The organism is Magnetospirillum sulfuroxidans (genome assembly GCF_018224925.1).
GTDB classification, from domain to species: domain Bacteria; phylum Pseudomonadota; class Alphaproteobacteria; order Rhodospirillales; family Magnetospirillaceae; genus Magnetospirillum; species Magnetospirillum sulfuroxidans.
Genome location: NZ_JAGTUF010000005.1, coordinates 108,659 through 132,494, shown reverse-complemented (window position 1 = coordinate 132,494; position 23,836 = coordinate 108,659). Strand labels below are relative to the sequence as shown.

At 62.2% G+C, this 23,836-nt stretch carries 24 protein-coding genes; 20 read left to right on the top strand and 4 right to left on the bottom strand.

Annotation, left to right across the window (positions count from 1 at the left end):
• Window positions 1-19: 19 nt before the first annotated feature.
• Window positions 20-907 carry an agmatinase gene (gene speB, locus KEC16_RS08055; RefSeq protein WP_211547651.1) on the bottom strand — a complete coding sequence of 296 codons (888 nt, stop codon included), beginning with the start codon at window positions 905-907 and terminating at the stop codon, window positions 20-22.
• Between the two features lie 85 nt (window positions 908-992).
• Between speB and KEC16_RS08050 the strand changes: the two genes are divergently transcribed.
• From KEC16_RS08050 to KEC16_RS08020, 7 genes are all read left to right on the top strand, one after another.
• Window positions 993-1,328 (top strand): hypothetical protein, encoded by a 336-nt coding sequence (locus KEC16_RS08050; RefSeq protein ID WP_211547649.1) that lies wholly within the window; start codon window positions 993-995, stop codon window positions 1,326-1,328.
• A gap of 75 nt (window positions 1,329-1,403) precedes the next feature.
• Window positions 1,404-3,026, top strand: a complete 1,623-nt coding sequence (locus tag KEC16_RS08045; protein ID WP_211547647.1) for an efflux RND transporter periplasmic adaptor subunit — start codon at window positions 1,404-1,406, stop codon at window positions 3,024-3,026.
• A gap of 2 nt (window positions 3,027-3,028) precedes the next feature.
• A complete protein-coding gene (locus KEC16_RS08040) occupies window positions 3,029-6,118 on the top strand; it encodes an efflux RND transporter permease subunit (protein WP_211547645.1) in 3,090 nt (1,029 codons plus the stop codon).
• Window positions 6,115-6,864 carry a c-type cytochrome gene (locus tag KEC16_RS08035; RefSeq protein WP_211547643.1) on the top strand — a complete coding sequence of 250 codons (750 nt, stop codon included), beginning with the start codon at window positions 6,115-6,117 and terminating at the stop codon, window positions 6,862-6,864. Before KEC16_RS08040 ends, KEC16_RS08035 begins: the two co-directional genes overlap by 4 nt.
• A 90-nt stretch (window positions 6,865-6,954) precedes the next feature.
• Window positions 6,955-7,371 carry a DUF2946 family protein gene (locus KEC16_RS08030; protein ID WP_211547641.1) on the top strand — a complete coding sequence of 139 codons (417 nt, stop codon included), beginning with the start codon at window positions 6,955-6,957 and terminating at the stop codon, window positions 7,369-7,371.
• A 100-nt stretch (window positions 7,372-7,471) separates the two neighbouring features.
• The gene (locus KEC16_RS08025; RefSeq protein WP_211547639.1) at window positions 7,472-7,942 is read left to right on the top strand and encodes a copper chaperone PCu(A)C; all 471 of its coding nucleotides are present in this window, start codon (window positions 7,472-7,474) and stop codon (window positions 7,940-7,942) included.
• Window positions 7,943-8,123: 181 nt separating this feature from the next.
• Window positions 8,124-9,212 (top strand): PQQ-binding-like beta-propeller repeat protein, encoded by a 1,089-nt coding sequence (locus tag KEC16_RS08020; protein ID WP_211547637.1) that lies wholly within the window; start codon window positions 8,124-8,126, stop codon window positions 9,210-9,212.
• Window positions 9,213-9,242: 30 nt separating this feature from the next.
• Here KEC16_RS08020 and KEC16_RS08015 read toward each other — a convergent pair whose 3' ends face one another.
• Together KEC16_RS08015 and KEC16_RS08010 are read right to left on the bottom strand one after the other, a co-directional pair.
• Window positions 9,243-9,824, bottom strand: a complete 582-nt coding sequence (locus KEC16_RS08015; protein ID WP_211547636.1) for a TlpA family protein disulfide reductase — start codon at window positions 9,822-9,824, stop codon at window positions 9,243-9,245.
• The gene (locus KEC16_RS08010) at window positions 9,824-10,411 is read right to left on the bottom strand and encodes an SCO family protein (protein WP_211547634.1); all 588 of its coding nucleotides are present in this window, start codon (window positions 10,409-10,411) and stop codon (window positions 9,824-9,826) included. Before KEC16_RS08010 ends, KEC16_RS08015 begins: the two co-directional genes overlap by 1 nt.
• Before the next feature lie 173 nt (window positions 10,412-10,584).
• Here KEC16_RS08010 and nosZ point away from each other — a divergent pair, with 173 nt between their 5' ends.
• From nosZ to KEC16_RS07945, 13 genes are all read left to right on the top strand, one after another.
• On the top strand, window positions 10,585-12,867 hold the full coding sequence (gene nosZ / locus KEC16_RS08005) for a Sec-dependent nitrous-oxide reductase (protein ID WP_249208934.1): 2,283 nt from the start codon (window positions 10,585-10,587) through the stop codon (window positions 12,865-12,867).
• An 82-nt stretch (window positions 12,868-12,949) separates the two neighbouring features.
• Window positions 12,950-13,549: a c-type cytochrome gene (locus KEC16_RS08000; protein ID WP_211547630.1), complete on the top strand. Its 600-nt coding sequence runs from the start codon at window positions 12,950-12,952 to the stop codon at window positions 13,547-13,549.
• Between the two features lie 57 nt (window positions 13,550-13,606).
• Window positions 13,607-14,359 (top strand): c-type cytochrome, encoded by a 753-nt coding sequence (locus KEC16_RS07995; protein ID WP_211547628.1) that lies wholly within the window; start codon window positions 13,607-13,609, stop codon window positions 14,357-14,359.
• Window positions 14,360-14,489: 130 nt separating this feature from the next.
• Window positions 14,490-15,137, top strand: a complete 648-nt coding sequence (locus KEC16_RS07990) for a hypothetical protein (protein WP_211547626.1) — start codon at window positions 14,490-14,492, stop codon at window positions 15,135-15,137.
• 9 nt (window positions 15,138-15,146) lie between these two features.
• Complete coding sequence (gene nosD / locus KEC16_RS07985) at window positions 15,147-16,445, top strand: nitrous oxide reductase family maturation protein NosD (RefSeq protein WP_211547624.1); 1,299 nt, start codon at window positions 15,147-15,149, stop codon at window positions 16,443-16,445.
• Window positions 16,442-17,200: a 4Fe-4S dicluster domain-containing protein gene (locus tag KEC16_RS07980; RefSeq protein ID WP_211547622.1), complete on the top strand. Its 759-nt coding sequence runs from the start codon at window positions 16,442-16,444 to the stop codon at window positions 17,198-17,200. The genes nosD and KEC16_RS07980 overlap by 4 nt, the downstream gene beginning before the upstream one ends.
• Window positions 17,197-18,171, top strand: coding sequence for a NapH/MauN family ferredoxin-type protein (locus KEC16_RS07975; RefSeq protein WP_211547620.1), 975 nt, complete (start codon window positions 17,197-17,199; stop codon window positions 18,169-18,171). Before KEC16_RS07980 ends, KEC16_RS07975 begins: the two co-directional genes overlap by 4 nt.
• 16 nt (window positions 18,172-18,187) lie before the next feature.
• On the top strand, window positions 18,188-19,048 hold the full coding sequence (locus KEC16_RS07970) for an ATP-binding cassette domain-containing protein (protein ID WP_211547618.1): 861 nt from the start codon (window positions 18,188-18,190) through the stop codon (window positions 19,046-19,048).
• Window positions 19,036-19,536: a nitrous oxide reductase accessory protein NosL gene (locus KEC16_RS07965; RefSeq protein ID WP_249208932.1), complete on the top strand. Its 501-nt coding sequence runs from the start codon at window positions 19,036-19,038 to the stop codon at window positions 19,534-19,536. The genes KEC16_RS07970 and KEC16_RS07965 overlap by 13 nt, the downstream gene beginning before the upstream one ends.
• A gap of 1 nt (window position 19,537) precedes the next feature.
• Entirely contained in the window at window positions 19,538-20,365 is an 828-nt protein-coding gene (locus tag KEC16_RS07960) for an ABC transporter permease (protein ID WP_211547616.1), read from the top strand.
• Window positions 20,362-21,084, top strand: coding sequence for a class I SAM-dependent methyltransferase (locus KEC16_RS07955; protein ID WP_211547614.1), 723 nt, complete (start codon window positions 20,362-20,364; stop codon window positions 21,082-21,084). Before KEC16_RS07960 ends, KEC16_RS07955 begins: the two co-directional genes overlap by 4 nt.
• Window positions 21,081-22,031, top strand: coding sequence for a 1,4-dihydroxy-2-naphthoate polyprenyltransferase (locus tag KEC16_RS07950; protein WP_211547613.1), 951 nt, complete (start codon window positions 21,081-21,083; stop codon window positions 22,029-22,031). The genes KEC16_RS07955 and KEC16_RS07950 overlap by 4 nt, the downstream gene beginning before the upstream one ends.
• On the top strand, window positions 22,028-22,909 hold the full coding sequence (locus KEC16_RS07945) for a bile acid:sodium symporter family protein (RefSeq protein ID WP_211547610.1): 882 nt from the start codon (window positions 22,028-22,030) through the stop codon (window positions 22,907-22,909). The genes KEC16_RS07950 and KEC16_RS07945 overlap by 4 nt, the downstream gene beginning before the upstream one ends.
• Before the next feature lie 53 nt (window positions 22,910-22,962).
• On the opposite strand, the gene KEC16_RS07940 is transcribed toward KEC16_RS07945, so the two are convergent.
• Window positions 22,963-23,808: an OmpA family protein gene (locus KEC16_RS07940; RefSeq protein WP_211547608.1), complete on the bottom strand. Its 846-nt coding sequence runs from the start codon at window positions 23,806-23,808 to the stop codon at window positions 22,963-22,965.
• Window positions 23,809-23,836: the final 28 nt, after the last annotated feature.

The following is a 23,836-nucleotide window of genomic DNA, read 5'->3' as shown; positions in this document are numbered from 1 at the left end:
ACGGTATCGACTATGTCAATCAAGTGACAATTGACAAATAGTGCCAAGCCACCGTCGCCGCCGCCAGGGCGGTGATTTCGGCGACGTCGCAGGCCGGCAGCACCTCGACCACGTCCATGCCGCGCCAATCCAGCCCGTGCAGTCGCTTCAAGATGCCCATGGCCTGCCAACTGGCCAATCCCCCCACTTCCGGGGTGCCGGTGCCGGGGGCGAAGGCCGGGTCCAGCGCATCGATGTCGAAGGACAGATAGGCCGGGTGGTCGCCGATGACGGCGCGGATGCGGTCGGCCACCGCCGCCGGGGTGGATAAATGCACGTCCTCGGCCGAGATCACGGTGATGCCTTGGTCGATGCCCCAATCATAGATGGGGCGGGCAACCGGGGAGCGGATGCCGATCTGCACCATGCGGGTGGGATCGACCAGTCCTTCGACGATGGCGTGATAGAACACCGAGCCATGGGCGATGCTTTGGCCGAAATTGTCCGGCCATGTATCCACATGGGCATCGAAATGGACCAGGGCCAGCGGTCCGCCCAATCGCTTCGACACGGCGCGCAGCAGGGGCAGGGCGATGGTGTGGTCGCCGCCCAGGGAAATCAGGTGTGAACAGGCCGCCGCCTGCGTCTCGATCAAGGCCAGCGAGCCGGCGATGTCGCCCAGCGCCAGGGCGAAATTGCCGATATCGGCGATGCCGGCCAGGGCCGGGTCGCGCCATGTCGCCGGGTTGTCGCCGTCGACCAACATCCGGCTGGCGGCGCGGATCGCCGCCGGTCCCTGGCGGGCGCCGCTGCGGTTGGTCACCCCCAGGTCAAAGGGAATGCCGGCGATCTGGAAGCGCTGGCCGGGATCGGTGCAGTTGGTGCCCAAAAAGGTGGCGGGCAGGGCGAAGGTGGGGGTGATGGCCATAATGTGTCCACGTTGTCCAGAAGCATTGCCATTGTGATCGGCGGTGTTCATATTACGAAGGTTGGACGTCAAAGGACAATGAACCTTGCGGATCTGGCTGTTGGCAATGTTGGTCTTGTTCACCGTGCTGGTCACGGCCGAGACCGCGCGTGCCGATGACGGCGTCCACAATCATCATCACGTCCAACAAAATCAGCCGGCCGATGATTCGGCCGCCGCTGATGCCGGTGATGTGACCATGCCGACGGCTGATGCCGGTGGCGGCTGTCACTGCATGTTCACCGGCTGCGTTCCGGTTTTGCCGTCTGGCGAACTCAGTCTCGGCGTTACCGTCGTTCCGTTCCGTCATCCCGGTTTGCCGGTGTTGTCGGCGTGGTCCGGCCTGGGCTCGCCGCCGCCTTCCGAACCCCCCAGAGCCTGAATCCGTTCATCCCTTGGTCCCCGCCGCCAGTGTTGCCGCGGGGCTGTTCGGCATAACTGATTTCAGGATAATTCCATGTTCCGATCCTTTTTGGCCGGGGCGGCTGTCGCCGCCGTGATCCTGGCCCATGCCCTGCCGGCTTATGCCCATGGCGGCGAAGATCACGGCGCCCCGCCGGCCTTGCCCCCCATTGTGGTTCAGCCCGGCAATGGTGGCGAAACCGACTTGTTCCAGGTGGTGTTGCAGCCGGACGCAAGCGGCGGCACCGTGCTTTATCTGGCGGATAGCCACAGCAACGCCCCCATCGCCAATGCCGACATCACCATCGAGGCCGGCAGCTGGCGGGGGCGGCCGCAACCGACGGCGCAGCCGGGGGTGTATCGCCTGGACTGGCAGCCGCTGACGGCGGTTGACGTCATGGTGACGGTCTCGGCCCAAGGGCGCGACGATTTGCTGCTGCTGAGCGGTATTGGCCCGGCCGCGCCCGCGTCGCCAGTCGCCGCCGCCGCCGCTCCGATCCCGTGGCCGGTTTGGGCCGGCGCTGCCCTGCTGGTATTGGTCTTGGCGGTGATGATCGCAAGGGCGCGACGGCGCCATCTGGGGGCGACCGCCTTGCAGGTGCTGTTGCTGCTGGCCTGGGCGGCGCCGGCCTTGGCCCATTCCGGCCATGACCATGGTGGCGACAATGCCGCTCCGGTGCCGCCAGCGCCGGGGCAAATCATCACCGTGCCCAAGGCGGCGCAATTCCTGATTGGGGTGCTGACCGAACCGGTGGCGGCGCGGCAATCGGCGGACAATGTGCGGGTCCCCGGCCGGGTCATCCCCGATCCCCAGGGCTTCGCCCGCATTCAGCCGTCACAGGCCGGGCGCGTCGTCGGTGATCCGGCCTTTGCGTTACCGGTGCCGGGGCAAAGGGTCAAGCGCGGCGACGTGCTGGTGGTGTTGGAACCGGTGTTGTCCGGGCTGGAACGCAGCGGCCAGCGCGGCGCCTTGTATCGGATGGAAAGCGAGATCGCATTGCAGGAACGCGAACTCGCCCGCCAAGAAGCCCTGGGCGGGGTGGTGACCGCCAAGGCGTTGGAAACCAGCCGCATCCGGCTGGGGCAAATGCGGCGTGAACGGGCGCAGATCGCCGGCACCGCCTTGGGACGGGAATTGGTTACCGCGCCGATGGATGGCGTCATCGCCGATTTGCACGTCATGCCGGGCGAGGTCATCGCCCCCGACAAGGTAATGGTGGAAATCGTTGATCCCGCCCGTCTGCGCATCGAGGCGGTTATCCACGATCTGGCGCTGGCCGATACGGTGACGGCGGCCAGCGCCACCAGTCGGTTGTTGCCCGATATGGTGTATGGCTTGGATTTGTTGGGCATAAGCCCCCGCGTCGATCTGGTCGACCAGGGAATCCACGCTATTTTCGCCCCCAGCGGCGGGCAGGCCCAGGGCCTGCGCATCGGCATGCCGGTGGATGTTCACCTGTCGGTGGGGGCCATGCGGCTGAAGCTGGCGGTACCGCGCCAAGCGGTGGTCGATCATGGCGGGGCCAAGGTGGTGTTCCTCCGCACCGGGCCGGAAAGCTTTGAAATCCGCCCGGTCAAGCTGCTGCGGTCGCTGGGCGCTTGGGCTGAAATCGACGGCGTCGCCGTCGGTGACAAGGTGGTGGTTCAGGGCATGGACCAGCTGCGGGGAGCGCGCTGATCATGTTCGACCACATCATCGCCTTCAGCCTGCGCCAGCGCTTGCTGGTGCTGGCTTTCGCCGTCCTGTTGCTGGGGTGGGGGCTGAACGTCGCCGTCCATCTGCCGGTGGATGTTTTCCCGGATCTCAACCGTCCCACCGTCACCATCATGACCGAGGCCGCGGGCCTGGCCCCCGAGGAAACCGAATCCCTGGTTACCCGGCCGATCGAAACCGCCATGAATGGCGCCCCCGGCGTTGCCCGCGTGCGCTCCAGTTCGGCCGTCGGCCTGTCCATCGTTTATGTGGAATTCCAGTGGGGCAGCGACATCTATCGCAACCGTCAACTGGTGTCCGAGCGTCTGTCCGCCGTGGCCGAACAATTGCCCGCCGGGATCGCCCCGTCCATGGGGCCGATTTCGTCGATCATGGGGGAAATTCTGCTGGTCGGCATGCAGGCCAAGGATGGCGCCGCCACCGCCATGGAGGTGCGCACCATCGCCGATTGGGTGGTGCGTCAGCGCCTGATGTCCATTCCCGGCATCGCCCAAGTCATCCCCATCGGCGGTGCGGTCAAGCAATATCAGGTGCTGGCCTCGCCATCGCGGCTGGCGGCGCTGGGGCTGACCTATCAACAGCTTGAAACCGCCTTGGCCGGTTTTTCCCGCAATACCACCGGCGGCTTTTTGGAACAGCGGCAATCGGAATATCTGATCCGCAATCTCGGCCAGACCACCGACGTGGCCGATCTGGCCGAGACGGTGGTCGCCTGGCAAAATGGCGCCAGCATCACTGTCGGCCAAGTGGCCGAAGTGCGGTTGGGGGCGGCGACCAAGCGCGGCGATGCCTCGGTCGATGGCCGACCGGCGGTGATCTTGGCGGTGCAAAAGCAGCCAGGGGCCGATACGGTGGAACTGACCCGCAAGGTCGAAGCGGCGCTGGCGGAACTGGCGAAATCGCTGCCCCCCGGCATTTCCGCCGACCGCATCTTGTTCCGTCAGGCCGATTTCATCGAGCGCGCCATCGCCAATGTCGAGGAAGCCCTGCGCGATGGCGCCATTTTGGTGACCATCGTGTTGTTCGCCTTCTTGATGAACATGCGCACCACCTTCATCAGCCTGACCGCCATCCCTCTCTCCATGGTGGTGACCATCCTGGTGTTCCATTTCATGGGCTTGTCCATCAACACCATGACCTTGGGCGGTCTGGCGGTGGCCATCGGCGAATTGGTCGATGACGCGGTCGTCGATGTGGAAAACATCTTGCGGCGGTTGCGGGAAAATGCCGGCCTGGCTCAGCCGCGACCGGCCCTTGACGTCGTGTTCCGGGCGTCGTCGGAAGTGCGCAATTCCATCGTCTACGCCACCGTCATCGTCGTCTTGGTGTTTCTGCCGCTGTTTGCCTTGTCGGGCATCGAAGGGCGGCTGTTCGCGCCGTTGGGGATCGCCTATGTGACCTCGATCGCGGCGTCGTTGCTGGTCTCGCTGACCGTGACTCCGGCTTTGGCCTTGACGTTGTTGCCGGCGGCCAAGGTGGTCGGCCATGGTGATTCTTGGCTGGTGCGTCATCTGAAACGCGGGGATCGGCGCGTGTTGCACTGGTCGTTCTCCCATCCGCGCCTTGTTCTGGCGGTGCCGGTGCTGCTGGTGATGGCGGCGGCGGCCTCGGTGCCGTTGATGGGACGGGCCTTCCTGCCGGCTTTCAACGAAGGCACGGTGACCGTCAATGTCTTGCTGGCTCCCGGTGCGTCGCTGTCGGAATCCAATCGCATCGGCACCATCGCCGAGGATTTGATCCGTCGGGTTCCAGAGGTCCTGTCCACCGGCCGGCGCACGGGGCGGGCCGAATTGGACGAACACGCCGAAGGGGTCCATTACAGCGAGATCGATGTGGATTTGCGCGATAATGGTCGCGCTCGTGACCAGATTTTGGCCGATCTGCGGGCCAATTTGGCTTTGTTGCCCGGTGTCGTGGTCAATATCGGCCAACCCATTTCCCACCGTCTCGACCATCTGCTGTCGGGAGTGCGGGCGGAAATTGCCGTCAAGATCTATGGCGACGATCTGGCCCAGTTGCGGGGGCTGGCCGAACAAGCCCGTGCCTTGATGACCGGAATCGACGGGCTGGCTGATTTGCAGGTGGAAAAGCAGGTGCTGATTCCGCAGGTGCAGATCCGTCTGGACCGGGGCGAAGCGCGCAAATACGGGCTGACGCTTGACCGGTTGACCGAAACCCTGGAAGCGGCCTTGAACGGCAAGGTGGTCGCCAGCGTCCGCGACGGTCAGCAAAGCTTTGATGTCGTCGTGCGTCTGGCCCAGGACTGGCGGGCACAATCCGACGATTTCCGTCAGATCTTGGTTGATACCCCGGCCGGCCCCGTGCCGTTGGCCTTGCTGGCCGAGGTGGTGGAAAGCGTCGGCCCCAACGTGGTCCAGCGCGATGACATGCGCCGGCGGATCGTCGTTTTGGCCAATGCCCATGGCCGCGACATCGGCTCGGTGGTCGCCGATGTGCAAGCCCGATTGGCGGCGCTGAAACTGCCGCCCGGCGCCTATATCGCCTATGAGGGGCAGTTCCAAAGCCAGCAACAGGCCGCGCGCCTGATCGGCCTGTTGGCGCTGCTCTCCTTGGTCGGCATCTTCTTGGTGCTGTTCGTGCATTTCCGCTCGGCGGTGCTGGCCGCCATCATCATGGCCAATGTGCCCATGGCGTTGATTGGCGCGGTGGTGGCGCTGTGGCTGGGGGATCGCACCTTGTCGGTGGCGTCGATGGTCGGGTTCGTCACTCTTACCGGCATTGCCGCCCGCAACGGCATCATGAAGATTTCCCATTACCGCCACCTGATGCGTGACGAAGGCATGGCCTTTGGTCCCGAGATGATCGTGCGCGGTTCACTGGAACGGCTTGCGCCGGTGCTGATGACCGCCTTGGTGGCGGCCTTGGCCCTGTTGCCGTTGGTTCTGGCCAGCGGCGCGCCGGGCAAGGAAATCCTGCATCCGGTGGCCGTGGTCATTTTCGGCGGCCTGTTGTCGTCAACCCTGCTCGACACCATCGTCACCCCCGTCTTGTTTCTGTTGTTCGGCGCCAACGGCGTCAAAGGAGAAAAGCAATGAAGATCCGTTTCGTTCTTGCCACCACCGTCCTGATCGCCTTGGCCGCCCCCGCCTGGGGACATGGCGCGGCGGTTCCGTTCTTTGGCGGTCAGGTTGCCGCCAGCGGCGAACTGCATGTGGAACTGGCCATCCGCGATGGCGGGATCCGGGTCTGGGTCCGCGACCATGCGGACAAGCCGGTGGCGGCCACCGGCAAGGCGGTGCTGTTGATCAACGGCGTCAAGACCGAGTTGCCGTTGCGGGCCGAGGCCGAGCGGCTGACCGCCGAAGCGGCGGTGAAAACCGCCGATAAGGTGGTGGCGGTGCTGTCGTTGGACGCGGCGGGAAAGCCGGTGTCGGTGCGCTTTGCCCAAGATGCGGTGGTGGTGCCGACGCTCGACGCCCAGGCCAGCGCCGGGCAGGGTTTGTTCCAAACCGTCTGCGCCACCTGTCACGGGCCATCCCTGCGCGGCAGCGATCAGGGGCCGCCGCTGCTGCATCCGTGGTACGCCGCCGGCGCCGGACACGACGATAATCAAGTCCTGAGCGTGATCGGCAACGGCACCGCCGGTCATATGTGGAAGTTCGGCGACATGCCCAAGCCGGAGGGAGTCAAACCGGGCCAGGAAAAGGACGTATTGGCCTATATCCGCGCCATGCAGGCGGCCAACGGCATCGGTTCGATGCCGGCGACCACCATGCCGGCCATGCCGGCGATGCCGGGAATGACCGATCATGGCGGACATGGGGGGCATGCTGGGCATTGACGGCGGACGGGGAAGCAGCCAATGTCTTGATCATGGTCAAAGCCATTGATCCTGCTTCCCCTTATTCTCATCATGCAGGAGGAGTGTGACGTGAAGCCTTGGCGTAACCAGTTTCTAAGCCTGTTCAGAGGACGCGGCCCGCTCCGCGACCTGGGCGCGCTGCTGGCTTTGCTGGGCTTTTTGTTCACCGCCACCACGCCCGGTCTGGCCCTGGTATCGGGGTCTGGCCCAGGATTCGGCGTTGCCGGTCCGCTGGGCGTTTATGTCTGCCATGTCAGGGGTGGAATCGGCATCGCCATTCCCCCCGGCGAGGATGTTCCTTATCAAGACGACGGTTGCTGCCTGATCTGTCAGTCGGCGCAATTGGCCAACGGCGCGGTACTGCCCCAACACTTCACTCTCCCCACCGAGAGCGCGGTCCGGGTTCGCTCGCCCATTGACGCCCGATCGTTTGTCCCCGATGGAACGTTCCGCACGGCCCAGGCCCGCGCCCCGCCTGCGGCCTGAATTCCCAATTTCTTTTCCCACCTGATCCAAACCTTCGCTTTACCCCTGTGACCTGTTGTCACTGGGCTGGTGTGTCATTGTCCGCATAAAGGATTCTCCCATGAAGAAGTTCCTGTTGACCGCTGCTGCCCTGGCGTTCGCCTTTCCCGCCCTGGCGGCGGATCTGGAAGTCAGCGGCGCCTTTCTCCGCGCTCCGCCCAAGGCCGCCAATGGCGCCGGCTTTCTGACCATCACCAATTCGGGCAAGCAGGATGATAAACTGATCGCCGCCTCGGCCAGCGTGTCAAAGGCCGTCGAACTGCACACCCACATCAAGGATGGCGAGATCATGCGCATGCGCAAGGTCGATTCCATCGCTGTTCCGGCCGGCGGCAAGGCGGAACTCAAGCCTGGCGGCGATCACGTCATGTTCATCGACCTGACTGCGCCGCTGAAGGAAGGCGATAAGGTTACGTTGACCTTAACGTTTGAAAAGGCTGGCGACGTCAAGGTCGAGATGCCGGTGGCCAGTGTCGGGGCGATGACCGCGCCGATGGCGCCGATGGATCACTCCCAGCACATGAAGCACTGATCGACCCTGCGGCCCGCCAGCACGAGATTGTGTGGTGGCGGGCCGCTGATCACCGCAACCTTAAGGTTGTCACAATTCGCGCATTGAGTGTTTTTGGTCATAGCCTGATTATCCCTATCTACCTAAGCGGGATTTTTGGAGGGGATTTATGGCTACTTTAGCTCCTGTGTGGACCGATAGCATGTCCGGTGCCGGTAACGGCATCACCAACACCTTGAGCGTGGGATCGAAAGTGATCGCCACCTGCAACGGCTATGCGTTCTTTTACGATTTCGGTATGGCGAATGATCCGATCCGAAACGATCTGACCGGTGTCGGCAAGGGCGAGGTGCGGATTGCCTATGATAGCGGCCGTATGGTCGCCTATTTCGGCTGCAACGGCCACATTCAAGCCGTTAACATCAGTAATTTCACCACGTGTCTGTGGAGCACCCCGATCACCCTGCCCAACGCCCTCAACACCGTGACCTCGGTGGTGGCTTCCAGTCAGGGGTATGTCTATGCCGGGGCCAATGGTTATGTCTACAAAGTCAATACTGAAGGCCAGGTCCTCTATTCCAACCCGTTGACCGGCACCGGTAACAACGAAGTGCGGCTGGCATTGTCGCCTGACCAGAAAACGTTGTTCGTCGGCACCAACGGCCAGATGTGGGCACTGTCGGCGGATAAGATGACCGAATTGTGGAAGGTGACGTTGCCGGGATGGGATTGGGGCAGCAGTGCCAGCAACACGGTGTCGTTGTTGAGTTTTCTGAACCAGTCCTCCCCCGGTAGCGGCAGGATTCTGCCTTGGTTGTTCGCCGGCTGCAACGGGTGGATTTATTCCTTTGACCTGTCGCTGGCCAAGCCCCAGGTGACGGCCATGACCCAATCGTTGCAAGCCAGTCTGGGGGCGGGCGATACCCGGTTGGCTTGCGATCTGGCCTCCGGTTTGTTGTATGTGGGATTGTCTGGCTGCGGCGCCTGTCTGGATATGTCGTTGCGGCAGCCGGTGAAATGGACCTATGAGTTCTACAAATCGGCGGGGCGGGTTGCCAATGTGGCTGTGACGCCGACACAGATTTTCGTCGGCACCAATGGCCAATTGGCGCTGATCGAAGGTGGGAATTGCAAGAGCAATGGCCAGGTTCCCGACGGCGGCACCGATCAGGTATCGCTTGCCACCGGCCCGGCTTCCTTCGATCCGGCCAGCATCGACAGCGGTATTTCCGTCGAGCTGATCGCCGGTGTCAATGGTTACGTGTCGGCCTATTTGGTCGGCACAGCCTAGCGCATTTTCACGCGAAGCATGCAATAGCGATCATGGATTGGCGGTGGGCCTGACCAAGGGCGGGCTCATCGCCGTTTCCAGCTTTTTGCCGGCGATCAGGGCGCGCAGCAATGTCAGCGATTCCGGCCCGTCCCAGGCGGCGCCGCCGACAAAGCGCGCCACTTCCTCGGCTTTTTCGTTCAGCAGCAAGGTGGTGGGCAGGACGGCGACGCCGAAGGCTTCGCCGGCTTGGCGCTGGTGATCCACATGCACGGCTAGATTTCTGATGCCCAGACGGGCATAGGAATTAACGGCGCCGACGGCGCCGCTGCGATCCAGGCACAAGGCGATCACCCGCAGTCCTTCTGCTTCGATGATCGGCTTCAGCCGGTCCAGCGCCGGCAATTCGGCGACGCAGGGCAGGCACCAACTGGCCCACAGATTAACCAGGGCCGGCTTGCCGCGCCAGCTTTCGATACCGGCCGGTTGGCCTTGATTGTCGCGGATATCGACGTTTGTCAGCGGCTTGGGCGTCTCGGCGATGAACAGGCCTTGCGCCACCTTGCCGGCCACGGCCGGCCACGGCAGGGCGCTGGCCAGGGCGGCGGCGATGAAGCTGCGGCGATCGAGCATTATTTCTTTTCCCCATCCATGACCTGGCGCAACCTTTCGGCCACTTCGTTGGCGTCGGCCATATAGCCCAGCTTGGCGGCAAAGCTGCCATCGCGGTTCATGATGAAGATCCCGGCGGAATGATCGACGACATAATGGTTGGGATCGCCATCCTCGGGCGGGTGGATTTCATAGCGGACGCGAAACGCCTTGGCGGCCGCGTCGGTCATCTGCACGGTCCCGGTCAGGCCGATGAAGCGGGGACCAAAGGCCGCCATATAATCCTTGAGCTGGGCCGGGGTATCGCGCTTGGGGTCGACGGTGACGAACAGCGGCACCACCTGATTGGCCTTGGTCCCCAGCAGATCGAGGGCCGAAGCCATGGTCGACAGCGCCGTTGGACAGACGTCGGGGCAATAGGTGTAGCCGAACGCCATCAGCCGGATCCTGCCGGCGAAGCTTTCGTCGTTGACCCGCTTGCCGTCATGGGTTTCCAGCAGGAAACGGCCGGTGAATTCCGAGGCCAGGGCGGGCGTGGGGCCGAACGGCAGCGCCGGCAGGGCGCCAAATCCGATCGCGACGGCCAGCATCATGGAACGCAGCATCATCACCTTCACTCCGCATTGGATCTGTGTTGTCCACAGTCAAACAGATATCGGGACGTCAGGACTTGACCAAGGTCACGGCTTCATCATGAGCAAGCGCGCATCTTTGTCGGCGAAGTGTTTGGGTATCTCTGTCCCCTTTTAACAGAAATAAGGTGGGGAAAATGAATCGTAGCATGAAGTTGGCGAGCCTGCTCGCCACGGTGTCCTTTGGCGTGCTGACTGCCAGCCAGGCCATGGGCGCTGAATCCCTGCAGGACGTGATGAAGCGTCGCGGTCTGAACGAAAAAGACGTTCTCGCCGCCGCCAAGACCTATACGCCCACCGGCAAGCGCGACGAATTCCTCGTCTTCTCCTCCGGCGGTCAAAGCGGTCAGGTGATCGTGTACGGCATCCCGTCCATGCGTATCTTGAAGTATATCGGCGTCTTTACCCCCGAGCCTTGGCAGGGCTATGGCTATGACGACGAATCCAAGAAGATCTTGGATGAAGGCTCGAACATTGATGGCCGTCAGGTCAAGTTCGGCGATACCCACCATCCGGCTCTGTCGGAAACCAACGGCGATTATGACGGCCAGTACTTGTTCATCAATGACAAGAACTTCCCCCGTCTGGCGGTCATCGATCTCAAGGATTTCGAGACCAAGCAGATCGTCAAGAACCCGATCATGATGTCGGAACACGGCGGCGCCTTCGTTTCGCCCAATACCGATTACATCATCGAAGCCTCGCAATATGCCGCCCCCTTGGGCGGTGGATTCGTTCCGTTGGAGCAGTTCAACGAGAAGTATCGCGGCGCGGTGACCTATTGGAAGTTCAACCGCGAAAAGGGTCGGATCGAGCCGGAGAATTCGTTCTCGCTGGAATTGCCGCCCTATAGCCAGGATCTGTCCGATTTCGGCAAAGGCCCGTCGGATGGCTGGTCGTTCACCAATTCCTTCTGTTCCGAACGCTATGTCGGCGGTATCGAAAGCGGTCGTCCGCCGTTCGAAGCCGGTTGCTCGGCCAAGGATACCGACTTCCTGCACGTCGTGAACTGGAAGAAGGGCGAGGAACTGTTCAAGGCCGGCAAGACCAAGCAGATCAATGGTCATGCGGTCATCGAGATGGCCACCGCCATCAAGGAAGGCATGCTGTTCCTGATCCCGGAACCGAAGTCGCCGCACGGCGTCGACGTCACCCCGGATGGCAAGCTGCTGACCGTGTCGGGCAAGTTGGATAGCCACGTCACCGTCTATTCGTTCGAGAAAATCCAGGCGGCCATCAAGGCCGGCAAGTTCTCGGGCAAGGACGAATACGGCGTGCCGATCATCGACATGAAGGACGTCATCCACAAGCAGGTGGAACTGGGCCTCGGCCCGCTTCATACCCAGTATGACGCCAAGCCCTGCGTGGCTTACACCTCGCTGTACGTCGATTCGATGCTGGCCAAGTGGGATTTCTGCGAAGGCAAGGTCATCGACAAGATCTCGATCCACTACAACATCGGTCACTTGATGGCGATGGAAGGCGATACCGCCCATCCGGCCGGCAAGTACGTGGTGGCGCTGAACAAGCTGGCCATCGACCGCTTCAACCCGGTCGGCCCGCTGCATCCGCAAAACCATCAGCTGATCGACGCGTCCAACGACAAGATGCAGCTTTTGTATGACATGCCGCTGCCCTTGGGCGAACCCCACTACGCCGTGGCCATCGCCGCCGACAAGCTGAAGCCGCATGTGCGTTATCCGCACGGCACCGACTCGCGCACCGAGGAAAAGCATCCCGCCTCCGTTCGTGCCGGTAAGGAACGCATCGAACGCACCCCCGGTAAGGTGGAAGTGTTCGGTTCGGTCATCCGCTCGCACATCACGCCTGAAATCATGGAAGTGACCGAGGGCGATGAAGTCACCGTGCATCTGACCAACCTGGAACGTGCCGAGGACGAAACCCATGGTTTCGCCATCTCCAAGCACAACGTCAACCTGTCGCTGGAACCGGGCAAGACCGCTTCGGCCAGCTTCAAGGCCAACAAGGCCGGCGTCTATCCGTACTACTGCACCGAGTTCTGCTCGGCTCTGCACTTGGAAATGCAGGGTTATCTGATCGTGCAGCCGGCCGGTTACAAGGCGACCGACGTCAAGGCCAAGGAAGGCGTGACCTACGGCAAGGCGGATTATGACGCTCGCGTCAAGACCAACGTCGAAACCCAAAAGGTTATCGACAGCGTCGTCGGCTACATCACCAGCGTCAACTACAAGGACTTCGCTCCCGTGGTTGCCCTGGTCGAAGACGCCACCGACCAGTTGAACTTTGCCGCCGGCGCCAAGGCCAAGTCGGAAGATTATGCCGCCAAGGGCGACTTCCACAACGCCTTCCTGTGGGCCGAGCAGTGGTTCCAGTACCAGGTCAAGACCGCCGATATCGGTTTGCGGGCCAAGACCTTCCTTGAGCAGGGCGGGGCCAAAAAGGTCAAGTAAGCTCAAGACTGATCCACGTTTTCGTACAGTCTGGGGGGCGGAGAAATCCGCCCCCTTTGACTAAGCGGCAAAGGAGAGATTGATGATTGTCACAAAAACCAGATCCCTGGCGGTCTTGACGGTTCTGGCCGCGCTGGCCGCATCGCCGGCCGTGGCCGCCGATGGCAAGGCGCTGTTCACCGACAAGGGCTGCAATGCCTGTCATGGCGAAGACGCCAAGACGCCGCTGGAACCGGGATACCCGCATCTGGCCGGCCAGAATGCCGATTACATGTTCAACCAGATGAAGGACATCAAGGCCGGCGCCCGCGCCAATGGTCTGTCGGTGGACACCATGAAGCCGATTTTGGACGACGTCAGCGAGGACGAGATGCGGGCTTTGGCCGATTATCTGGCCTCGCTTGGTCCGATCACCGGCAAGGGCGACAGCGCCCTGCCGGGCAAGAAGCTGTACATGACCAAGACCTGCATCGCCTGTCACGGCAAGGACGGCGCCAAGCCGATCATGAAGACCTATCCGTTCCTGGCTGGCCAGGACAAGGATTACCTGATCCGTCAGGCCAACGACATCAAGAACAGTGTGCGCAAGAATGGCGGCACCAACACCATGCAACCGGTGATGCATCTGGTGAGCGACGAAGAGTTGACCGCCATCTCGGATTTCTTAGCCAACGTCAAGTAAGAGCCGTACCGGGGGGTATAAGCTTTGTCTAAAGAATTGAACATTGGAGAGCGCGATATGAAGACCCTTTTCAAGGCCATGGCCCTAACGCTCGTCGCCACGGCCGCCATCGGCACCGCCGCTTGGGCCGGCCCCGGCGAGAAGCCGACCCAGGGCAAGTTGCTGGGCGACAAGGATTACCATTGGAACGCCAATGGCGGCGAAAAAGACGAGGCCGAGCATCTCAAGCCCGACGTCAAGAATGGCCGCGACGTCTATGAAGTCTGTGCCGCTTGCCATCTGCCGGAAGGCTGGGGCCAGACCGATGGGACCTTCCCGCAATTGGCCGGTCAGCACCCCAAGGTGATCATCAAGCAATTGGCCGACATTCGCGCCCTTAACCGCGACAACCCGACCATGTATCCCTTCGCGCTGCCCGACCAGATCGGCGGTCCGCAATCCATCGCCGACGTTGCCGCCTATATCCAAAAGCTGAAGATGAACCCGGAACCGGGCCTCGGTGATGGTAAAGATTTGGAACACGGCAAAAAGCTGTATAAGGAAAACTGTGTCCGCTGCCATGGCGAACACGGCGAAGGCGACAACGACAAGTATTATCCGCGTTTGGAAGGTCAGCATTACAACTATCTGATGCGTCAGTATCAGTGGATCAAGGAAGGTAAGCGCCGCAATGCTAATCCGGATATGATCAAGCAGATCCAGACCTTTACCGAACGGGATACCAAGGCCGTGCTGGATTATGTCTCGCGCATCAAGCCGCCGGCGGACAAGATCGGGGTCAAGGGTTGGCAGAACCCGGATTTCGAATAAATTTCATCGCCTCCGTGGCCATCTTCGCGCAGGTAAAGATGGCCACGGAGCTTTTCTCGTCTGAGTGCTCTGTGCTTGAACTCCCGCCGATGTGGGAATGACGGCGGGGGGACAAAACCAAGAGGTTGCCATGCAGACCCACGACAAGAACAAGCTTATCCTGGCTTTCCGGGCGTTGACGCTGATCGCCGGATTGCTGATTGTCGGGGCGTATTACTCGCCCATCTGGTGGGTGTCGCTCAAGGCGCCGAATTACCCGGAACAGACCTTCCCCGATGGCGTGCGCATTCATTTCCACGTCAACGGCGTGTTCAATGGCTGCCAGATGCGATCGGAAGACGCCGACGTCTACGAGGAAGAAGCCCTGGATTGCGTGCACGAAATGAACGTCATCAACCACTTCATCGGCATGGAACCGATCGAGAAGGGGGCGACGCTGGAAATTGCCGCCGCGCCCTATCTGTTTTCGTTGGTCGGTGTGATGTTGGTGGCCTTCTTGTTCTATACCGGGCCGTTTTGGTGGGTCTTGCCGTTGTCGGGCGTGGTCATTCCGGTGGCCTTTGTCGTCGATTATTCGGCTTGGCTGTGGTGGTTCGGCCATAGCTTGCGCCCGTGGGGAGCTTTCACCGTCAAGCCGTTCATGCCGACCGTGTTCGGTCAAGGCAAGGTGGCGCAGTTCTATACCTATTCCTATCCCCATTACGGTTACGGCCTGTTGCTGGCCGCTGCCGCCTGCCTGGTTCTGGCCGCTTTGTTGCGGCGGAAATCCCTGCGTTAGGAGCAGGATATGAATGCGAGCAGGGACGGCGCACTTTTTTCCTCGTGGCGCTGCCGCATCCTCGCCGCCGCTGCCGTGCCGATGGCCCTGTGGGGGTGGGGCGCGGTGGCGGCCGGCCCAGCCCCCAGCCGCATCCCCATGGCCGAAATCCAAGCACGGATCGACGCGGCCGACGATGGGGCGGTGATCGCCGTGCCACCCGGCCATTACCTGGGTAAATTGCTGGTGGAGAAATCCATCACCCTGGATGGCGGCGGCAAGGTCATCCTTGACGCCGGCGGCGTCGGGACGGTCTTGGTGGTCAAGGCCAACAACGCCACCATCAAGGGCTTTCACCTGACCGGCACCGGCTCGGATCACAATTCCGAGGATTCGGGCATCCAGATTCGGGGCAACAACAACGTCATCAAGGACAATCTGATCGACGACGCGTTGTTCGGCATCGATTTGCAGCAATCTTATTTCAACGTCATCCGCCGCAACCACATCACCTCGAAACCGCTGGAACTGGGGTTGCGCGGCGATTCCATCCGTCTGTGGTATTCGGACGACAATGTGGTGGAAGAAAACGTGGTCAAGGACAGCCGCGATTTCGTTTTGTGGTATTCCAAGCGCAACCACGTCAAAGGCAATTACGCCAGTGGCGGGCGCTATGGCATGCATTTCATGTTCGCCGCCGACAATCTGATCGAAAACAACACCTTCACCAATAATTCCGTTGGTATTTCCGCCATGTACGATAGTGGGGATATCATTCGCGGCAATGTCATCTCGCATTCGGTCGGCGCGACCGGCACCTGTATTTCCATGAAGGAAGCCAGCGCCGTCACCATCGAGAACAACGAGATCATCTATTGCGCCAACGGCATCTTTCTTGATGTCTCGCCGTTTCAGCCCGATACCGTCAACATCATCACCGGCAACCGCATCGCCTTTAACGACATCGCCATCTCGTTCCTGAACGACTGGCATGACAACGAATTCCGCCGCAACACGCTGACCGCCAACATGACCGAGGTGGCGGTGTTCGGCGGCGGTTCGGCCAAGCGCAATACCTGGGACGGCAATAGCTGGGACAGTTACGAAGGCTTTGACCGTGACGGCGACGGCATCGGCGATACCCCGCATCGGGTGATGAATTATGCCGGGCGGGTGTGGATGGACGTTCCCAATACGCGTTTCTTCAAGGGCGCGCCGGTATTGGAGGTTCTGGATTTCCTTGATCGCCTGGCCCCGTTCAGCGAGCCGGAACTGATGTTGGAAGACGAGCATCCCCGGATGGCGGCAAAAATGGAGACCAAGCCATGAGCCAGATTCCCAAACGTCCGCCGCCGCCCGCCCATGTGCAACAAGAGGCGCGGCGCCGCTTTTTGCGTTCGCTGCTGCTGGGGGGGGCCGCGGTGGGGGCGGCCATGGCCGGCTGGTTGCCGGTTCTTGGCGCCCAGGCCCATCGCCTTCGTCCGCCGGGCGCCATCGGCGAGGATGACTTTCTGGCCGCCTGCATCAAATGCGGTCAATGCGTGCAGGTCTGCCCGGTGGAAGCCATCGTTCTCAGCGATATCACTGACGGATTTGGCGTGGGCGTTCCCCATATCGCCGCCCGTGACCAAGCCTGCGATTTTTCCTGCGACGCGGTGCAATGCATCTTGGCCTGTCCGACAGGGGCGTTGACGCACGATTTGTCGAAAAAGGAAGAAGTGCGCATGGGCGTTGCCCGGCTGGACAAGCCGGAGATCTGTCTGGCGCACCAAGGCTTGGGGTTCAAGGGCCAGGCGCGTGGCGCCGATTACGCCGGCCTGCATCGCTACGAGGCGGTTGATCGCTGGAAACCCATTCCCATCGCCGACCATCCCTATGACTTGGAATTGTGCGATCTGTGCGTGCGCGAATGTCCGATCGAAGGGGCCATCGCCTTGGTCCCCCTTAGCAGTGATGCCGCCGACAAGCGCCGGATTCCGGAAATTCGGCAAAGTTGTGTGGGCTGCGGCATGTGCGAAATGATCTGCCCGACCGAACCGGCGGCGATCGTAATCGATTCCCGCGCGCAATGGAGGCCGGCATGAGCCTGATCCAATCCCTGGCCATCATGCTGGGACGCGAGCCGACCAAGCCGCGGCCCGAGGAATACAGCCCCGAGGCCCAAGCCCTGCACGAGGCCAAGCGCGCCAGCAAACTGACGCCGGAACAGCGGGCCGAGATCAACCGGCAGACCCACGATGCCCACAAGGTTCATACCTGGCGCAATCGGCGGTGGCTGACGCTGTTGGTCGTCAATTTGTTGTTCGTGCTGTCGTATCACTTCGATGTCCAATTGATCGAAGGGGCGTTGACCGCGTCCCGCGTCATCGGTTTCCACTTCGCCGATTTGAATTCGGCCTTGCAGGTCACCTTGGCCTTCAAGACCATCTTGATCAATCTGGTCATCGGCACCACCACGGTGCTGCTGCTGTGGTGGCTGCTGGGCGGCCGCAGTTTCTGTTCCTGGGTCTGTCCCTATCATCTGCTGGCCGAATGGGCGGAAGCGCTGCATGTGAAGCTGGCGGCGAAAAAGCTGATCAAGGATCACCAATTGCACCGCCGTACCCGCGTGGTGCTGTACGTGATTTTCGCCGTTGCGGCCCTGGCTTCGGGCTACACGGTGTTCGAAACCATTTCGCCCACCGGCATCTTGTCGCGGGCCATGATTTACGGACCGACCTGGGCCTTGACCATCGTCGTGTTCCTCTTGCTCTTGGAAGTGTTCTATTCTCGGCGGATGTGGTGCCGCTATATGTGTCCGATCGGCATTACCTATGCGGTGGTCGGCGCCATCAGTCCGGTGCGGGTGGTTTTCCGCCCGGTCAACTGTCATCACGAAGGCGAGTGCCGCAAGGTCTGTCTGGTGCCGCATGTGCTGGACGTAACCAAGAAAGGGTTCGCGACGCAGATGCATTCGGGCATCGGCGCCGACTGCACCCGGTGCGGATTATGCGTGGACGTCTGTCCCACCGGATCGCTGAAATTCGAGGTCAAGGGCCTCGACAAGTTGCTGTAAGGGAGGGCGCCCGCCCATGATTTCTTTCGTCAATGTGGTCAAGACCTTCAAACGGTCGCGCGTGCTGGGCGGGGTCAGCCTGGAGATGGCCAAGGGGGATCGCATCGCCTTGGTCGGCTCGAACGGTGCCGGCAAGACCACTTTGATCCGCTGCTTGCTGGGCGAATACACCCATGATGGCCACGTGCTGGTCGATGGTCTGAGCCCGCGTGCCAATCGTGGCGCCGTGCTGGCCCGCATGGGCTTCGTGCCGCAAATTCCGCCGCCCTTGAAGATGCCGGTGGGGGAATTGATCGGTTTCGCCGCCGCGGTGTGCAAGTCCAATCCCAAGGAGATGGTGCGGGTGATCGGCGAATTGGGGTTGGATTTCGACCGCATCCGCAAGCTTCCCTTCGTCAAGCTGTCGGGCGGCATGAAGCAAAAGACCCTGATCGGCATCGCCTTGGGGCGGCCCAGCGACATCTTGATCATGGATGAGCCGGCGGCCAATCTGGACCCTGAGGCCCGGCACATCTTCTTTCGCCTGTTGGCGGCGCGCCAGGATGACGGCGTCATGCTGATCACCAGCCATCGCCTGGACGAGGTCGCCGCCCTGGTCAATCGGGTGATCGAGATGGATATGGGCACGGTGGCCCTGGATGATCGGGTGGCCGATTCCGTGGATATGACCAGCCGCTTAGCCTGTGTCTTGAACATGAGCCGCGCCGATGCCGCGTTTGCCCGCGCGCTCAGCGAATGGGGCTTTATCGGTGCCGGCACGCAATGGACCGGCATGATCAACGGGCCGGATCGTTTGCGTTTTCTTGGCATGCTGTCGCGTTACACCGGAATTATCGCCGGCCTGGAATTGAAGGAGAGCGAAAAATGTGTGGCATGAACCGCCGCCAGGCTCTGGCTTTGCTTCCCGCCGCCCTTGCCGCCGCGTCGTTGGGCGCTTGCGCCGACAGCGGCACCGGGCCGGCTCCGGTGCGCTGGGGCAAGGAAAACTGCGCCTATTGCGGCATGATCGTCGATGATCCGCGCTTTGCCGCCCAAGTGCGTGGCGGCCCCAAGGGCAAGGTCTACAAGTTCGATGATCTTGGCGACGCCATTTTGTGGATGGCCAAGCAAAGCTTCAGCGATGATCCGGCCACCGAGTTCTGGGTCGGCGATTCCGATGCCGGCGCCACCCCCGGTAAGGCCGGCGGCTGGCTTGACGGCCGCAAGGCGTGGTATCTGTCGGGGCGCAAATCGCCCATGGCCCACAATTTCGGCGCCGTGTCCGACCAGCGCGACGGCAGCATTGATTTCGCCGAACTGAGAAAGACCATCATCGCCCGCGGTTCGCCGACACAATGCGCTACCCCGGCCGAGGGGAGTTCCTGACATGCACGCCTTTTTCCGCGCCGCCCGCCTGGATATTTTCGAATCGCTGCGGGCGCGCTGGTTTGCCTTTTACGCGCTGGTGTTCGGCGGCATCGTCGTGCTGCTGTTCGTGTTCGGGCTGACCGAATCGCGTATTTTGGGCTTTACCGGTCTGTCGCGTCTTTTGGTCACTTACATTCAATTATGCGTGGCCATTCTGCCCATTTTCGTGCTGATCACCACCGTACGCTCGGTCGCCGGCGATCGCGAGGCCGGGGTGTTCGAATACATGCTGTCGCTGCCGGTGGGGCTGGCGGCGTGGTATTGGGGCAAGATGGTCGGCCGCTTCACCGTGGTTTTCCTGCCGGTGTTCCTGGCCATGGCCGGCGCCGGAATTTGGTCTGAATTCAGCGAAATTGGCGTCCCTTGGGATCTGTTCGCCGTCTATACCGGCTTGCTGATTTCGTTGACGTGGTCGTTTCTGGGCTTCGGCATGCTGATTTCCGCCGCCGCCCGTTCGTCCGACGTCGCCCAGACCGGGGCCTTCTTGCTGTGGCTGGTGTTGCTGCTGTTCCTGGACCTGATCCTGCTGGGGGTCATGGTGCGGGAGCAATTGCCGCTGGAAGCGGTGGTGGCTATCGCCTTGGCCAATCCGCTGCAATCTTTCCGCACCGCCGCCATCTTGTTGTTCGATCCGCAATTGGTGGTTCTGGGGCCGGCGGCCTATGTCATTCTTGATGATCTGGGGCGGACCGGGTATCTGGCTTTTGCCTTGGTGTGGCCGGTGGCGTTGGGAACGGCGGCGGCGGGGCTGGGCTATCATCTTTTCCGCCGGGGCGATTTGCCGTGACAGACCCGCTGTCGGGCAGCTTTGGCCGCGATACGGTCAGTGCGGCGGAACGGGAACGGCGCATTCGCTCGGTTTTCCAGGCGGTGGCGGGGCGCTACGACCTGATGAACGACATCATGTCCATGGGCATTCACCGGCTATGGAAACGATCCCTGGCGGCGCGGGCGGCACCCCGGCCGGGGGAATTCATCGTCGACCTGGCCGGCGGGACCGGCGATGTCGCCCGTCTGCTGGCCGCGCCTGACCGCCAGGTGGTGGTGTGCGACCCCAGTCCGGCGATGATGGCGGTGGGGCGCGGGCGCTGCCCTGATGGGATCGACTTTGTCGACGGCACGGCCGAGGCCATGCCGTTCGCCACCGATTCGGTCGATTGCCTGACCATTTCCTTCGGCTTGCGCAATGTCACCAGCCTGGGGGCGGCGTTGGCGGAAATCCATCGGGTGCTTAAACCCGGCGGCCGCTTTTTGTGTCTGGAATTCTCGCGCCCCTGGGCGTTGATCCGGCCTTCTTATGATGCGTGGTCGCGCTGGGTGATTCCGCGCCTGGGGGCGTGGGTGGCGGGCGAGCCGGCGGCCTATGAATATCTGATCGAATCCATCCGCCGATTCCCCGATCAGCGAGAATTGGCACAAGCCATGCGCGATGGCGGGTTTACCGAGGTGGGCTGGCGGAACTACTCTGGCGGTATCGCCTGCCTGCATCGGGGAACCAAGGCATGAATGTCGAGTCCGGACCGCCCAAGGGCAGCGCCCCCCGGGTGGAAGAACCGCCGCCATCCAGTCGGGCCGACGAACCGCCGACCGGCTGGCGGTTGTGGCTGGCGGCCATGCGGCCCCGCACGCTGACCATCGCCGTTGCCCCGGTCATCGCCGGCGCCGGCTGGGCCTGGACCGAGTTTCACGCCTTTCGTCCCATCCCCTTGCTGGTTGCCCTGCTGGCGGCGGTGTTGATCCAGGCCGGCACCAATCTGTGGAACGATCTGGGCGATGCCTTGCGGGGCGGCGATCAGCCGTTGCGCCAAGGCCCGCCTCGGGTCACCGCCTTGGGCTGGGCCAGCCCCGAGCGGGTCCGGCGGGCGGCGCAATTGTGCTTTGCCGCCGCCGCCTTGGCCGGGCTTTATCTGGGCTGGGTTGGCGGCTGGCCGATCCTGGCCTTGGGGGCGGCGTCGCTGGTCGCCGGCTGGGCTTATTCCGGTGGACCGCGTCCCATCGCTTACACGGCGGTGGGCGAGGTGTTCGTGATCGCCTTTTTCGGTATCGGCGCTGTCGCCGGCACGGTTTGGCTGCAAGCCGAGGCTATCTCAGCCCGCACCGTGTTGCTGGGATTGGCCATCGGTTTGCCGGCGGCGGCGGTGCTGATGGCCAACAATTTCCGCGACCTGGAGCATGACCGCATGGTCGGGCGACGGACTTTGGCGATCCGGTTGGGCGGGGCGGGATCAAAAATGGCTTATGCCGCCCTTGTCCTGCTGCCGTTTCCGCTGTTGCTGTCGCCGATGATGCCGGTGGGGGCTTGGCTTTGCCTGTTGGCGGCCCCCATGGCGGTGCGGCTGTTGCTGGCCTTTGCCGTCACACCGCGCGGTCCCGCCTTTAATGCCATCTTGGCCGGCACCGCCCGCTTTCAAGTGCTGCTGGCGGTTTTGCTGGCGCTTGGGATTGTCTGGTGATCACCGAAATATTGTTGCCGCTGGCATTGGCGTTCATCATGTTCGCCATGGGCCTGACCTTGCGGCCCGGCGATTTCGCCTTGGTCTTCACCCGCCCCAAAGCCATGGCGTTGGGGCTGCTGGCGCAGATGGTCGGCTTGCCGGCGGTGGCGGTGGCGGTGATTTGGCTGTTCCGCCTGCCGCCTGATTTCGCCGTTGGTCTGCTGATCCTGGCGGCTTGTCCTGGCGGGATCACCTCGAATTTGCTGACGCATCTGGCTGGCGGCGCCACCGCCTTGGCGGTGTCCTTGACCGCCATCACCAGCGTCGCCGGCGCCGTCAGCGTGCCATTTTTGGTCAATTTGGCGCTGGTGCAGGTGGGCGGGCAGGGCGGCACGACGGATTTGCCGGTGGCACGCATGACCATCGGGGTGTTCGCCATCGCCACCTTGCCGCTGATCGTCGCCATGATCGTCAATGCCAAGGCGCCACAGGGGGCGGCCCGGCTGGAAAAGCTGGCGCGGCCGGTGGCCACGGCCTTGTTCGCGCTGATTGTCGCCGGGGCCTTTGTCAGTCAATGGCGGGTGATGTGGGAACATGCCGCCGACGTGCTGCCGCCGGCTTTGGCCGTCAATGCCGGGGCTTTGGCCGTGGCCTGGGGCATCGGCCGGCTGGGGCGGCTGGAACGGCGGGAAAGGCTGGCCGTTATCCTTGAGGCCGGTTTGCAAAACGGCGCCTTGGGGATCTTCATCGCCGCCACGTTGCTGGCCTCGCCGGCAATGATGGTGCCCAGCATCGTCTACGCCTTGGTGATGAATGTCACCGCCTTGGCGATCATCGCCTGGGTCAGGATCGGCAGAAAAGAAAAAGGCGGGGTTTCCCCCGCCTTTCCCGAATAAAGACTTTTTCCTTATCCCGACGCGTTGGTCTTATCGGGATTGGGGATCATGTCTTACTTTTCGAAATAGACTTCGACGCGACGGTTCTTGGCTTCGACCACGCCGTCCTTGGTCGGCACGGCCAGCTTGGTTTCACCCAGCGACTTCAGGTCCAGAACCTTGGTGGGCACGCCCATCTTGGCCAATTCCTTGGCCACGGTTTCGGTCCGCTTGATCGACAGAGCTTCGTTGGTCTTGGCGCTGCCCGAAGTGTCGGTGTGACCGGCCAGATAGACGCTGGTCGGCTTCATCGAGGATTCGTCCTTGACCACATCAACCAAGGTCTTCTTGGCGGTGGGGGTCAGGACCGACTTGCCCAGGTCGAAATAGACGACATATTGCTTGATAACCTTGGGCGAGGGCGGGGCGGCGACGACAACCGGCTTGGGCACGCACAACGGGATGGCCTTGTTGTAGCCGTCCTTGGCTTCGGCGATATGGTCGGCCTGGAAGCCTTCTTCCAGCTGTTCCAGCCAATGGTCATGCCAGGTCTGGGCCAGGGCGCAGGCGTCCGGGGCGTCCTTGGTGGCGTTGGGAACGGCCAGGGCGGCGACCAGCTTTTCGTGCGAAGCCTTGACTTCGGCATTGCCGGCAAGGCCGCGTTCGGACGGATGCTGCGGCGCCGGGGCGATACCGGTGGAAGCCTGACGCGCCTTCTTGGTGAAGTAATCGACGTCGTACCAGTCGGATTCGCCCTTTTCGAAGCGGGCGCGCTCCAGGTAGCGGGTCTGCAACGCCTTGGTGAAGGCATCGCCCGCATTGGGGGTGGCGGCGACGCCGTCGATATCCCAATGCGAGGCGCAGGCGCCCAAGCTCAGCAAAGCGGCGCCGGCGATGGCGCGGGTCAGAAATTTATTCATTGATACAGTCTCCTAGTGAAAGTGAACG

Bases quoted from the DNA above. Each gene is read 5' to 3' on its own strand.
- speB (WP_211547651.1), bottom strand. From the start codon at position 907: ATGGCCATCACCCCCACCTTCGCCCTGCCCGCCACCTTTTTGGGCACC.
- KEC16_RS08045 (WP_211547647.1), top strand. From the start codon at position 1,404: ATGTTCCGATCCTTTTTGGCCGGGGCGGCTGTCGCCGCCGTGATCCTG.
- KEC16_RS08040 (WP_211547645.1), top strand. From the start codon at position 3,029: ATGTTCGACCACATCATCGCCTTCAGCCTGCGCCAGCGCTTGCTGGTG.
- KEC16_RS08035 (WP_211547643.1), top strand. From the start codon at position 6,115: ATGAAGATCCGTTTCGTTCTTGCCACCACCGTCCTGATCGCCTTGGCC.
- KEC16_RS08025 (WP_211547639.1), top strand. From the start codon at position 7,472: ATGAAGAAGTTCCTGTTGACCGCTGCTGCCCTGGCGTTCGCCTTTCCC.
- KEC16_RS08020 (WP_211547637.1), top strand. From the start codon at position 8,124: ATGTCCGGTGCCGGTAACGGCATCACCAACACCTTGAGCGTGGGATCG.
- KEC16_RS08015 (WP_211547636.1), bottom strand. From the start codon at position 9,824: ATGCTCGATCGCCGCAGCTTCATCGCCGCCGCCCTGGCCAGCGCCCTG.
- KEC16_RS08010 (WP_211547634.1), bottom strand. From the start codon at position 10,411: ATGATGCTGCGTTCCATGATGCTGGCCGTCGCGATCGGATTTGGCGCC.
- nosZ (WP_249208934.1), top strand. From the start codon at position 10,585: ATGAAGTTGGCGAGCCTGCTCGCCACGGTGTCCTTTGGCGTGCTGACT.
- KEC16_RS08000 (WP_211547630.1), top strand. From the start codon at position 12,950: ATGATTGTCACAAAAACCAGATCCCTGGCGGTCTTGACGGTTCTGGCC.
- KEC16_RS07995 (WP_211547628.1), top strand. From the start codon at position 13,607: ATGAAGACCCTTTTCAAGGCCATGGCCCTAACGCTCGTCGCCACGGCC.
- KEC16_RS07990 (WP_211547626.1), top strand. From the start codon at position 14,490: ATGCAGACCCACGACAAGAACAAGCTTATCCTGGCTTTCCGGGCGTTG.
- nosD (WP_211547624.1), top strand. From the start codon at position 15,147: ATGAATGCGAGCAGGGACGGCGCACTTTTTTCCTCGTGGCGCTGCCGC.
- KEC16_RS07980 (WP_211547622.1), top strand. From the start codon at position 16,442: ATGAGCCAGATTCCCAAACGTCCGCCGCCGCCCGCCCATGTGCAACAA.
- KEC16_RS07975 (WP_211547620.1), top strand. From the start codon at position 17,197: ATGAGCCTGATCCAATCCCTGGCCATCATGCTGGGACGCGAGCCGACC.
- KEC16_RS07970 (WP_211547618.1), top strand. From the start codon at position 18,188: ATGATTTCTTTCGTCAATGTGGTCAAGACCTTCAAACGGTCGCGCGTG.
- KEC16_RS07965 (WP_249208932.1), top strand. From the start codon at position 19,036: ATGTGTGGCATGAACCGCCGCCAGGCTCTGGCTTTGCTTCCCGCCGCC.
- KEC16_RS07960 (WP_211547616.1), top strand. From the start codon at position 19,538: ATGCACGCCTTTTTCCGCGCCGCCCGCCTGGATATTTTCGAATCGCTG.
- KEC16_RS07950 (WP_211547613.1), top strand. From the start codon at position 21,081: ATGAATGTCGAGTCCGGACCGCCCAAGGGCAGCGCCCCCCGGGTGGAA.
- KEC16_RS07940 (WP_211547608.1), bottom strand. From the start codon at position 23,808: ATGAATAAATTTCTGACCCGCGCCATCGCCGGCGCCGCTTTGCTGAGC.